The organism is Amycolatopsis aidingensis (assembly GCF_018885265.1).
GTDB lineage: Bacteria > Actinomycetota > Actinomycetes > Mycobacteriales > Pseudonocardiaceae > Amycolatopsis > Amycolatopsis aidingensis.
Genome location: NZ_CP076538.1, coordinates 7489033 through 7500516, shown reverse-complemented (window position 1 = coordinate 7500516; position 11484 = coordinate 7489033). Strand labels below are relative to the sequence as shown.

The 11484-nt window shown below is 69.8% G+C and carries 10 protein-coding genes; 7 read left to right on the top strand and 3 right to left on the bottom strand.

Features of this window, described 5'->3' with window-relative positions; genetic code table 11:
- Positions 1-81 precede the first annotated feature (81 nt).
- The 3 genes from KOI47_RS34555 to KOI47_RS34545 are packed head-to-tail and all read right to left on the bottom strand — an operon-like array spanning position 82 to position 3549.
- Entirely contained in the window at positions 82-936 is an 855-nt protein-coding gene (locus tag KOI47_RS34555) for a transglutaminase family protein (RefSeq protein WP_232376445.1), read from the bottom strand.
- Entirely contained in the window at positions 933-1880 is a 948-nt protein-coding gene (locus tag KOI47_RS34550; RefSeq protein WP_216211877.1) for an alpha-E domain-containing protein, read from the bottom strand. Before KOI47_RS34550 ends, KOI47_RS34555 begins: the two co-directional genes overlap by 4 nt.
- Before the next feature lie 22 nt (positions 1881-1902).
- Positions 1903-3549 (bottom strand): circularly permuted type 2 ATP-grasp protein, encoded by a 1647-nt coding sequence (locus KOI47_RS34545; protein ID WP_216211874.1) that lies wholly within the window; start codon positions 3547-3549, stop codon positions 1903-1905.
- A gap of 156 nt (positions 3550-3705) precedes the next feature.
- On the opposite strand from KOI47_RS34545, the gene KOI47_RS34540 reads away from it, so the two are divergent.
- From KOI47_RS34540 to KOI47_RS34510, 7 genes are all read left to right on the top strand, one after another.
- Positions 3706-4524, top strand: a complete 819-nt coding sequence (locus KOI47_RS34540; protein ID WP_216211871.1) for a basic amino acid ABC transporter substrate-binding protein — start codon at positions 3706-3708, stop codon at positions 4522-4524.
- Positions 4525-4560: 36 nt separating this feature from the next.
- Positions 4561-5370 carry an amino acid ABC transporter permease gene (locus tag KOI47_RS34535; protein WP_216211867.1) on the top strand — a complete coding sequence of 270 codons (810 nt, stop codon included), beginning with the start codon at positions 4561-4563 and terminating at the stop codon, positions 5368-5370.
- The gene (locus KOI47_RS34530; RefSeq protein WP_232376444.1) at positions 5367-6122 is read left to right on the top strand and encodes an amino acid ABC transporter ATP-binding protein; all 756 of its coding nucleotides are present in this window, start codon (positions 5367-5369) and stop codon (positions 6120-6122) included. The genes KOI47_RS34535 and KOI47_RS34530 overlap by 4 nt, the downstream gene beginning before the upstream one ends.
- Positions 6123-6257: 135 nt before the next feature.
- Positions 6258-8621, top strand: coding sequence for an oxidoreductase (locus tag KOI47_RS34525; RefSeq protein ID WP_216211864.1), 2364 nt, complete (start codon positions 6258-6260; stop codon positions 8619-8621).
- A 233-nt stretch (positions 8622-8854) separates the two neighbouring features.
- Complete coding sequence (locus KOI47_RS34520; protein ID WP_216211862.1) at positions 8855-9319, top strand: SRPBCC family protein; 465 nt, start codon at positions 8855-8857, stop codon at positions 9317-9319.
- 119 nt (positions 9320-9438) lie between these two features.
- A complete protein-coding gene (locus KOI47_RS34515; RefSeq protein WP_216211859.1) occupies positions 9439-9606 on the top strand; it encodes a hypothetical protein in 168 nt (55 codons plus the stop codon).
- A gap of 59 nt (positions 9607-9665) precedes the next feature.
- Positions 9666-11483 (top strand): NHL domain-containing thioredoxin family protein, encoded by a 1818-nt coding sequence (locus KOI47_RS34510; protein ID WP_216217751.1) that lies wholly within the window; start codon positions 9666-9668, stop codon positions 11481-11483.
- Position 11484 lies beyond the last annotated feature (1 nt).

Below are 11484 nucleotides of genomic sequence, written 5' to 3'. Positions count from 1 at the left end.
CCGCTCAGCATCGCGGTAACCGGTCCCGAGCACAGTCAGGTGAGCACCGAGACTTGCGGTGGGGCAAGCCCCACCAGGGGTTCAGGCCATCCGGGTCAGCTGGACCGACACGTCCAGGTGGGAGCCCCTGCCGCCGGTGAAGATGCCCTTCAGCGGCGGGACGTCGGCGTAGTCGCGGCCGGTGGCCACCCAGACGTGCCGCGGGCCGACCGGGATCGCGTTCGTCGGGTCGTATGCCCACCAGCCGCCGGTCCACACGTCCACCCAGGCGTGACTCTCCCCCGCCACGGTCTCGCCGAGCGCCGCCGAGGGCCGGGTGTGCAGGTACCCCGACACGTACCTTGCCGGGATCCCGATCGACCGCAGCATCACCAGGGTCACGTGCGCGTAGTCCTGGCAGACGCCCTCCCTGGCCCGCCAGGCGTCGGTGGCGGTGCTGTGCACCCCGGTGCTGCCGGGCCGGTAGGTCAGCTGCTCGCGTACCCACTCGCAGACGGCGAACACGGTGTCCGCGGGGTCCCGCTCCTTGCGCAGCTTGCGGGCCACCTTCGCCAGCTCCCGGTCGTGCGGGGCGTACTTGGTCGGTTGCAGGTACTCGGTGTGCTCGTCCACCACCCGCTCCGAACGCAGGTCCCGCCAGCTTGCCTCGCGGATCGGCTCCGCGGCCCCCGCCGTCTCCACCACCGAGGTCGCCAGCACGGTGAACTCGGTGTGCGGGGCGTGCAGGTCGAAGGAGGTGACCTCGGTGCCCCAGTAGTCGGTGTAGCGGTAGGCCCTGGTGGCCGGCGTGGTCTCGATCCGGGTGGCGAGCACGTTCTGCCTGCGGTCCGAGCGCGGGGTCAGCCGCGCCTCGTTGTACGACTGGGTTGCCGGGGAGTTGTAGTGGTAGCCGGTGCTGTGCACCACCCGCACCTGCCAGCTCTCCGAGTCGGTCACAACGACACCTCCGCTCCACGCCAGGCTACCCATGGGGCCGAATGGAAGTACTGCACCGACACCGCCTCGCCGACCTCCCGGATGGTCTCCTGGAGTGCGGTCAGCCGCCGGGGCAGCTCCTCGAGCAGGTCCGAAGGACGCAGGAACTCCAGCTCGCTGCGCGCCCTGCCGAGCAGCCGCAGGGCCTCGGCCTTGTCGTTGCCGCGCGAGTTCAAGGTCGGATCGAGCTGGTCGAGGCAGTCCTCAGCCTGCCGCAGCGCGTAGAACACCGACCGCGGGAACAGCGTGTCCCGCAGCAGGAACTGCACCACCCGCCCGGCGTCCAGCGCGCCCCGGTAGGTGCGCAGGAAGGTGTCCTGCGCACCGGCCGAGCGCAGCACGGTGATCCAGCCAGGGGAGGATGCCTTGTCCTGCACCCTGGACAGCAGCAGCCGCACCACCATGTCCGCGCGCTCCACCGAGCGGCCGAGCACCAGGAACATCCAGCCGTCGTCCCGGCTCATCGTCGAGTCGGCGAGCCCGGCGAACATCGCCGCCCTTTCCTCCACAAAGGACAGGAAGGAGTGTGGCCCCACCCTGCGGGCGTAGCGCTGCCGCTCCGGTACGGCGTTCCAGGTCGCGTTCAGGCACTCCCACAGCTCGGTGGAGACCACCTCGCGGGCGCCGCGGGTGTTCTCCCGCGCCGCGTTGATCGAGCCGACGATCGAGCTGGGGTTCTCCTTGGCGTAGGCGACCAGTTCGGTCAGCTTCCACACGTCCAGGTCGCCCTTGCCCTCCGGTGGGATGCCGAGCACCGCGAGCAGCTGGCGGCTGGCGTGGTCGGGGTCCACGCTGACGTCCTCCAGCAGCTGGTGCACCGACACGTTGAGGATGCGGGCCGTATCGTCCGCGCGCTCGACATACCGGCCGATCCAGTACAACGACTCGGCGTTGCGTGCCAGCATGCCTGCCTCCTCGCGATCGTGCTCACTGCTGTTGCTGCTCCAGTTGCGCGGTGGTCAGCTCGGGTCCCTGCTCCGCGGCCAGACCGTCCACAGTAGAGGCCTCGGCCAGCGAGGGCGAAGCCAGCTCGCGCTCGGCGGTGGAGGAACGGGCCGCCAGCACCCAGGTGTCCTTGGAACCCCCACCCTGCGAGGAGTTCACCACCAGGCTGCCCTCCGGCAGCGCGACCCTGGTCAGGCCGCCGGGCAGCACGAAGATCTCCTTGCCGTCATTGACTGCGAACGGCCGCAGGTCCACATGCCGCGGCACCAGCCGGTCACCAACCTTGGACGGCACGGTGGACAGCTGCACCACCGGCTGCGCGATCCAGCCCCTGCCGTTGGCCTTCAGCCTGCGCCGCACCGCGGCCAGCTCGGCGGCCGGGGTGTCCGGGCCGAACACGATGCCGTACCCGCCGGAGCCCTCCACCGGCTTGATCACCAGCTCGCCCAGCCGGTCGAGTACCTGCTCCAGCTCGTCCGGAAGCCAGCAGCGGTAGGTGTCCACATTGGGCAGGATCGGCTTCTCGTCGAGGTAGTACTTGATCATCTCGGGCACGTAGGTGTGCACCAGCTTGTCGTCGCCGACCCCGTTGCCAACCGCGTTGGCGATCACCACGTTGCCCGCGCGGGCTGCGTTCAGCACCCCGGCCACCCCGAGCACCGAGTCCGGCCGGTAGTGCACCGGGTCGAGGAACTCGTCGTCGATCCGCCGGTAGATCACGTCCACCTGCTGCTCGCCCTCGGTGGTGCGCACGTAGACGATGTTGTCCCGGCAGAACAGGTCCCTGCCCTCGACCAGCTCCACGCCCATCTGCCTGGCCAGCAGCGAGTGCTCGAAGTAGGCCGAGTTGTAGACCCCGGGGGTGAGCACCACGACCATCGGATCGGCCACGTTCGGCGCGGCAGCCGCCCGCAGCGCGCGCAGCAGGTGGGTGGAGTAGTCACCCACCGGGCGTACCCGGTGCTTGGCGAACAGGTCCGGGAACACCCTGGTCATCGTCCGCCGGTTCTCCATCACGTAGGACACCCCGGACGGGTTGCGCAGGTTGTCCTCCAGCACTCGGAAGGTGCCCTCCTCGTCCCGCACCAGGTCGATCCCCGCCACGTGGATGCGCACCCCGTTCGGTGGGTTGACCCCGAAGGCCTCCCGCTGGAAGTGCGCGCAGGAGGTGATCAGCCTGCGCGGCAGCACCCGGTCGGCCAGGATGTGCGCGTCCCCGTAGATGTCGGCGAGGAAGGCCTCCAGCGCACGCACCCGCTGGGTGACCCCGCGTTCCAGCTTCGTCCACTCCGCCGCGGCCACCACCCGCGGCACCAGATCCAGCGGGAAGGGCCGCTCCTGGCCGGAAAGCGAGAAGGTGATGCCCTGGTCCACCATCGCCCGGTCCAGCGCCTCGGCCCGCGCGTCCAGATCGGTCGCGGCCAGCGCGGAGATCGCCTCGTACAGTGCACGGTAGGGCGTCCGGACGGTCCCGTCCGGTGCGAACATCTCGTCGTACGCACCCGGATACGGGCGCTGCGGCTCGAGGTAGCCGTGGAACTGCGCCCCGGGGCGGCCGTTGGTCCTGGCCTTGGCCCGCCGGGCGCGGCGGCCCGCGGGCGGCAGCTTGAGCGCGGTGTTGGCGTTCATGGTCGTTCACGATGCCACGGCCACGAACGGGTGATGCCCACCCGACCTGCGGGAGACGGTGCCGAGACGGGCCCGTAACGAGCCAATGCTGTGCTCAGCCGGTTCGGAATGGCAGGATGCGGTTCACTCGACCGGTATGACCTACTAGGAGTAATCGTGGCGCGTACCACACTGAGGGCACTTACCCTGCTGCCCGCCTTCGCCCTTGCCCTTACCGCGGTCGGCTGCGCCGAGGAGGTCGGTGGCGGCGAGGACACCCAGGCAGGCGACGAGATCAATCTGATCGAGGAGGGCAAGCTCACCACGTGTACGCACACCCCGTACGAGCCGTTCCAGTACGAGGAGGGTGGCGAGATCGTCGGGTTCGACGTGGACCTGGTCGACTTCGTCGCCGAGGACCTCGGCGTGCAGCAGTCGATCGTGAACATGCCGTTCGAGGGCATCCAGTCCGGCGAGGCGTTCAACACCAACCGCTGCGATGTGGCCGCCGCGGCCATCACCATCAACGAGGAGCGGGAGAAGGTGATGGACTTCTCCGACGGCTACTTCGACGCCAACCAGGCGCTGCTGGTGCGCAAGGACTCCGGTATCAAGACCATGGCCGACCTCAGCGGGAAGACGCTGGGTGTGCAGATCGGCACCACCGGTGAGGAGTACGCCGCCGAGCACAAGGACGAGCACGGCTACCAGATCCGTCAGTACGAGGACCTCGGCCTGCTGCAGACCGCGGTGAAGACCGGCCAGGTCGCGGCCGGGATCAACGACAACTCGGTGCACTTCAACTTCGTGAAGCAGAACCCGGACACCGAGGTCACCGAGGAGTTCGAGACCGGAGAGGAGTACGGCATCGCGATGCGCACCGGTAACGGCGCGATGCAGGCCAAGGTGAACGAGGTGCTCGCGGCGATCAAGAGCGACGGCCGGTACGACGAGATCTACCAGAAGTGGTTCGGGAAGAAGCCGGAGTCCAAGTAACCCTCACGGCACCGCACTTTCCCGAGGAGTCCCTTCATGGCCATGTCGCGGCGTAAGCGCGCCAAGGCGTTCCGCGGGGTGCAGTACGCCCTGCTCGTGCTGGCGGTGGTGCTGCTCGCCCTGTTCGCCAACTGGCCGGAGATCGGCCGCGCCTTCTTCAACCTGGACGCGGCCGCCGAGCAGTTCCCCGGCATCATCACCACCGCGCTGGTGAACACCATCATCTACACCGCGCTCGGTTTCGCGCTCGGCCTCGGGCTGGGCTTCGTGCTCGCGCTGATGAAGCTGTCCTCGGTGGCTCCCTACCGGTGGCTCGCGACCGCGTACATCGAGTTCTTCCGTGGTGTTCCGGTACTGCTGGTCTTCATCGCCTTCGGCTTCGGTGTCCCGCTGGCCTTCCAGCTGCATTTCGACATCTACTCCACCGCCATGCTGGCGCTCGGGCTGGTCGGCTCGGCCTACATCGCCGAGACGCTGCGGGCCGGGATCCAGGCGGTGCCGCCCGGCCAGGTCGAGGCGGCGCGTTCGCTCGGCATGAGCTCGGGGCGCACCACGGTCACCGTGGTCGTGCCGCAGGCGTTCCGGATCATCCTGCCGCCGCTGACCAACGAGGTGGTGCTGCTGACCAAGGACTCCTCGCTGATCTACCTGCTCGGGCTGTTGCAGGGCGAGTACGAGCTGGCGAAGTTCGGCCGGGAGGGGCTGAACGAGACCGGTTCGCTCACCCCGATCCTGCTGGCCGGCCTGGCCTACCTGCTGATCACGATCCCGCTCGGCTACCTTTCCCGGTACCTGGAGCGGCGGACCGGCCGCAAGCAGCAGCGCGGCCTGGAGGTGGAAGCATGAGCGACTCCATTGTGGAGATCAGCGGGTTGCACAAGTCCTTCGGGCAGCTCGAGGTGCTGAAGGGCATCGATCTGCGGGTCCGCCGGGGTCAGGTGGTGTGCATCATCGGGCCCTCCGGCTCCGGCAAGTCGACGCTGCTGCGCTGCGTGAACCTGCTGGAGGAGCCGAACGAGGGCAAGGTCGTGGTGAACGGCCGCGAGCTCACCGACCCGGATGTGGACCTGGACGGCGCCCGGCGCGAGATCGGCATGGTGTTCCAGTCGTTCAACCTGTTCGGGCACCTGTCCGTGCTGGAGAACCTGACCGTCGCCCAGCGCAAGGTGCTCAAGCGGGACAAGGCCGAGTCCGAGCGGATCGCGCGGGAGAACTTGGAGAAGGTCGGGCTTTCGGAGAAGATCGGCGCCATGCCCGCGCAGCTGTCCGGTGGGCAGCAGCAGCGGGCGGCGATCGCCAGGGCACTGGCGATGGACCCGCAGGTGATGCTGTTCGACGAACCGACCTCCGCGCTGGACCCGGAGCTGGTCGGCGACGTGCTCGGGGTGATGCGGCGGCTGGCCACCGAGGGTATGACCATGCTGGTGGTCACGCACGAGATGCAGTTCGCTCGTGAGGTCGGCGATGTCGTGCTGTTCATGGACGAGGGCGTGGTGGTCGAGCAGGGCCCGCCCGCCCAGGTCATCGGCAACCCGCGGGAGTCGCGTACCCAGTCCTTCTTGTCCCGGGTGCTGAACCCGGTGCATTCCGGCGACTGATTTCCGGAACCGTTGGCTTTTCCCTTCCGTCCGAGCACAGTGGGTACTCCACTCGGTCGATTGCGGTAACCCTCGGCGGTCGGCTTCGCTTGGGGTCCTGGGGCTGGGGACGCATCGAGGGGAGGAACCGACCGCATGCCGACTTTCCGGCGAGGCACGAAGGAGCAGGGTGAGCCGGCCGAGGAGGCCACCACCACGGCCGAGGCGGACCGGCCGGACTTCGACCCGTTCGACCCGAACCCGGACCCCTCCTACGAGGTCCGGGCCGAGGACCTGCTCAAGCCGTTGCGCGAACCCGGGTCCGGTGGGCTGCTGCGCTGGCGCAAGCAGGCGACCAACGCGCCGATCGTGCAGGTGGAGAACGCCTACATCACCGGCAAACTGGATCTGCGAGCCGCCGAGCTGGAGTACCTGTTCCGGTTCGAGCGCTGCCGGTTCGAGCAGCCGCCGGACGTACGCGAGGCGAGCCTGCTCGGCCTGGTGTTCCGCAAGTGCTGGCTGCCCGGGCTGAAGGCGCGCAACCTGCGCAGCCGCAACGACGTCCGGCTGATCCGCAGCAAGGTGCAGGTCGAATCGGGCGGGCGGATGGACGGGGAGACCACCGTGCGCCGTGGCGGGGACCGGGAGCGCGGGGTGCCGGATGCCGCGGTCAACCTCACCGACGCGGTGATCGAGGGTTCCCTTGTGCTCACCCGCACCGAGATCAACTACACCAGGGGCAAGGCGATCCAGGCGGACCGGCTGGCGATCACCGGGGCACTGCTGGCCTACCGGCTGGAGGCGGGCGGTGAGGTGCGCATCCCGGGCATGCGGGCGGGCGGTAACGTCAACTTCTCCGGCGCCACGCTGAACAATCCGGACGGCATCGCGCTGAACGGCAACGGCCTCGAGATCAGCGGCAGCCTGCTGTGTGAGGCGGACGCCTACGGCGCATCGGAGCGGCGCCGGTTCACCGCGCACGGAGTGCTGTACCTGCCCAGTGCCAAGGTGGCCAGCGATATCGTGCTGCGCGGGGCCAAGCTCACCGTGAACCAGACCGGGCCGATCGTGGTGAGCGCGTGGAAGACCGGCGATCCCTATGTCGACCCGCGGCCCGCGCTGAACGCGGACCGGCTCCAGGTGGACGGGAACGTGGAGCTGAGTGACGGCTTCCATGCCACCGGCACCCTGCGGATGGTCAACGCGCATATCGGCGGCACGCTGCGGCTGGCCGGGGCGCGGATCAAGGTGCTGCGTGGCCAGGCCGAGCCGTACTACGACCGGGCGCTGCACCTGGACGGCTCGGAGATCAACGGGGACGTGGAGGCGACCGGGCTGTCCGCGGAGGGGCAGCTGCGGCTGGCCGACGTGGCGATCCGCGGCAACGTGCTGGCCTGGAACGCCAAACTGCTGCACGCCGACCGGGACGTGTTCTCCGCCCGCCGCACCCAGGTATCCGGCAACTTCCACCTCACCGACGCGAAGGTGGCAGGCACCCTACGGATGCAGGGTATGCACGTCGGCGGGAACATCGACCTGTACGGCACCCAGCTGAGCAGGCCGCAGATCCGGGCCTCCAGCAGCTTCTCGGTGGACCTGCGTACCTCGCAGGTGGACCGGAACCTGGTGCTCACCGCGCATCGCGGCCGGGCCTTCCGGGCCGAGGGCGGGGTGAACATGGACGGCGCCACGGTGCACCGGAAGGTCGATCTCACCGGTGCCGAGCTGTCCGCCATCGAGCAGCACGCGATCGCGCTGGACATCAGCGATGTGACCGCCGACGAGTTCCTGCTGCTGCCCGGCCGCCGACCGGAGGGCAAGGTGCTGCTGCGCCGGGCGCACTGCGGCACGCTCGGCGACGACCTCACGCTGTGGCAGGCGAGCGGCGGCATCGAGCTGGAGGACTTCCAGTACGACGCGCTGACCGAGCCGATCTCGCTGGAGGACGACGCCGCGGTGGACCGGCGGATCGAGCAGCTGCGCGCGGCGATGGGCGGTTACCGCCCCGGCCCGTATGACCAGCTCGCCAAGATGCTGCGGGCGAGCGGGAACGAGGAACACGCGGACACCGTGCTGCTGCGTAAGCAGGAGTACCGCTACGAGGCGCTGCGCAGCGGCGCGGGAGTCCTCGGACCGGGGATCTGGGTGTGGAGCTGGCTGCAGCGCTGGATGGTGGGCTACGGGTACAAGCCGATGCGCGCGCTGGTCTGGCTGTTGCTGCTGCTGGTCACCGGCAGCGTGTACTTCGAATGGTTCTCCGGACCCTGTGCGGAGGATGACCTGCTGCTGATCGACGGCAAGCACTGCGCGGTCAACGCCGACGACACCGGGCTGGTGTGGAGCTCGGTGCTGTACAACGTGGACCTGCTGGTGCCGATTGTCGACTTCGGGAACAAGAACCGCTGGCATATGGAGGGCCTGGACCGCTGGGTCGGGGTCGGCCTCACCGGCGCGGGCTGGGTGCTGGCGACCACGCTGGCCGCCGGTATGACCCGCATGCTGCGGCGCAACGGCGGCTGAGTACCTTGACGCGGCACATACCGTTGGTATGTCATGTCCGCCATTGAGGGTTATTCAGAACGACCCAGCGACCGCGGGTCGCCAGGCCCATGGTCACCGCGGCGCGCAGCGCCACCGTGTGGGTGGTGGGCGACGGGCGGGAGGTCGTTGCAGGCGACAGCATTGGCGACGCACGCTACGGACCTGAATAACCCGACGTTGACCAAACCACATTGCCATGAAGCGAGGCCGCCATGTCCCAGCCGAGTGCGACCGGGCAGATCGAGGTGCACGCCCGGCCGGAACGGGTGTACGAGCTGATCAGCGAGCCGGGGATGCTGGCCGAGCTGGCAGCTGAGTACGCTACCTTCCGCTGGCTGGACGGTGCGTCCGCGGCCAGGGTCGGCGCCCGGTTCAAGGGCGGTAACCGCCGTGGCCTCCGGCGCTGGAGCACCGTCGCCACGGTCACCGACGCGGTGGCGGGGCGGTGCTTCGCCTTCGAGGTCTCGGCAGGGCCCGCACCGGTCGCCCGCTGGCAGTACGACATCGAGTCCACCCCGGACGGTTGCCGGGTGACCGAGAGCACCTGGGAGAAACGCCCCGGCTGGCTGAAGTTCGCCGGTGCCCTGGCCAGCGGCGTCTGGGACCGGGCAGAGCACAACCGGCACAACATCGCGAACACCCTGCGCAGACTCAAAACCAGGGCCGAAACGAACTGATCCACAGCAGGCGGGCGCGGTGGCTGAGTAACGGTTTGCCCGGGGGTGGCGACAGAACGGCTGTCACCGCTCGGTGACCCATCTTTTCGCCATTCGTAGAGAGCACAGGCCCGAACTCCATGCCGTTCACGCGCATTCTCGCCCCGATCGCCGTCGTCGCCTGCGTCGCCGGGCTGGTCCTCGGCTGCGCCCAGCGCTCCGCCCCCGCCCAGGTGCAGCAGGTGTCCCCGGCCACCAAGACCATCACCAAGACCCCGGAGGCCACCGGCGCGGTGCGCATCGGCTGAGCAGGGGAACAGCGCGGCCCTGACGCTGGTTGACTCCGGGCGTGACTTCCGTACGACATGTGCGCGCGCCCGAGCTGGTGGGCGCGCAGTGGCTGAACACCGGTGGTGAAACCCTCCGGCTCGCGCAGCTGCGCGGCCGGATCGTGCTGCTCGACTTCTGGACCTCGGGCTGCATCAACTGCCTGCACGTACTGGACGAGCTGCGCCCGCTGGAGCGGGAGTTCGCCGATGTGCTGGTCACCATCGGCGTGCATTCGCCGAAGTTCCTGCACGAGGGCGAGCGGGCCGCGATCGAGGCCGCGGTGCGCCGCTACGAGGTGCACCATCCGGTGCTGAACGACCCGGACCTCACCAACTGGCAGCACTACGCGGTCAAGGCCTGGCCCACCCTGGTGGTGATCGATCCGGAGGGCTACGTGGCGCATGTCGCCGCGGGTGAGGGGCACGGCGAGGCCCTGCGCCGGGTGATCGGCGAGCTGGTGGCCACGCATACCGAGAAGGGCACCCTGCGCAGCGGCGGCAGCCCCTATGTCGCCGCCGAGGAGACCGAGGGCGACCTGCGTTTCCCCAGCAAGGCGGTAGCCCTGCCGTCCGGCACCCTGCTGGTCGCCGACACCGGGCAGCATGCGGTCGTCGAGCTGGCCGCCGACGGCGAGACGGTGCTGCGCCGGTTCGGCAGCGGCCTGCGGGGCGCCGAGGACGGCCCGGCCGAGCGGGCGAGCTTCGCCGAACCCTCCGGGATCGCGGTACTGCCGCAGGCCGTGGCCGAGCGGGCCGGGTACCAGGTGGTGGTCGCCGACACCGCGGGTCACCTGCTGCGGGGGATCGATCTGGACACCGGGCAGGTGCGCACCGTGGCAGGCACCGGAAGGCAGTGGCGGGACGGCCCGGTGCGCGGCGCGGCCCGCGAGGTGGACCTGACCAGCCCATGGGATGTCGCCTGGTGGGAACCGGCAGGCGGGGTCGTGGTGGCCATGGCGGGCAACCACACCCTCGGGCTGTTCGACCCGCTGCGGGGCGAGGTCTCCCGGCTGGCCGGCACCACCGTCGAAGGGCTGCGGGACGGCCCGGCGGCGGCGGCGTTCTTCGCCCAGACCTCGGGCCTGGCCGCCACCGCCGGGGACCTCTGGCTGGTGGACGCCGAGACCTCAGCGCTGCGCAGGCTGCGCTGGGCGGACGGTGGCTGCACGGTGCACACCGCCGTGGGCACCGACCTGTTCTCCTTCGGGCACCGCGACGGCCCGGCCGAGGCGGCGTTGCTACAGCACCCGCTCGGCCTCGCCGTGCTGCCCGATGGCTCGATCGCAGTGGCGGACACCTACAACGGCGCGGTCCGCGGCTACGACCCGGCCACCGGCACGGTCAGCACCCTCGCCTCCGGCCTCGCCGAACCCTCCGGCCTGCTGGTGCATGCGGGGGAGCTGCTGGTCGTGGAGTCCAGCGGGCACCGGTTGCGCCGGGTTCCGCGGGAGGCCGGGGCCAGCGTCACCGGGGAAGCGCATGCCGTGCGCAGGCCGCCCACCACGCTGGCGCCGGGTGAGGTCGAGCTCGAGGTGGTCTTCCAGCCCCCGCCGGGGGAGAAGCTGGATGACCGCTACGGGCCCTCCACCCGCCTGGAGCTGAGCGCGTCCCCGCCGGAACTGCTGGCCGAGGGCGCGGGCACCGGCACCGCGCTGACCCGGCGTATCCGGCTGGCCGAGGGTTACCCCGAGGGGGTGCTGCAAGTGGTCGCCCAGGCGGCCAGCTGTGACGATGAGGCCGAGCATCCCGCCTGCCGGATGACCCGGCAGGACTGGGGTGTTCCGGTCCGGCTCGACCCTTCGGGCGAGCGCGGTTTCCGGCTCGTCATGGCCGGGCAGGCCACGGGCGAGGGATAAC

What these genes read in the sequence shown, in the direction of transcription:
- KOI47_RS34550 (WP_216211877.1), bottom strand. Translation starts at nt 1,880, where the DNA reads ATGCTGGCACGCAACGCCGAGTCGTTGTACTGGATCGGCCGGTATGTC.
- KOI47_RS34545 (WP_216211874.1), bottom strand. Translation starts at nt 3,549, where the DNA reads ATGAACGCCAACACCGCGCTCAAGCTGCCGCCCGCGGGCCGCCGCGCC.
- KOI47_RS34535 (WP_216211867.1), top strand. Translation starts at nt 4,561, where the DNA reads ATGGCCATGTCGCGGCGTAAGCGCGCCAAGGCGTTCCGCGGGGTGCAG.
- KOI47_RS34530 (WP_232376444.1), top strand. Translation starts at nt 5,367, where the DNA reads ATGAGCGACTCCATTGTGGAGATCAGCGGGTTGCACAAGTCCTTCGGG.
- KOI47_RS34525 (WP_216211864.1), top strand. Translation starts at nt 6,258, where the DNA reads ATGCCGACTTTCCGGCGAGGCACGAAGGAGCAGGGTGAGCCGGCCGAG.
- KOI47_RS34520 (WP_216211862.1), top strand. Translation starts at nt 8,855, where the DNA reads ATGTCCCAGCCGAGTGCGACCGGGCAGATCGAGGTGCACGCCCGGCCG.
- KOI47_RS34515 (WP_216211859.1), top strand. Translation starts at nt 9,439, where the DNA reads ATGCCGTTCACGCGCATTCTCGCCCCGATCGCCGTCGTCGCCTGCGTC.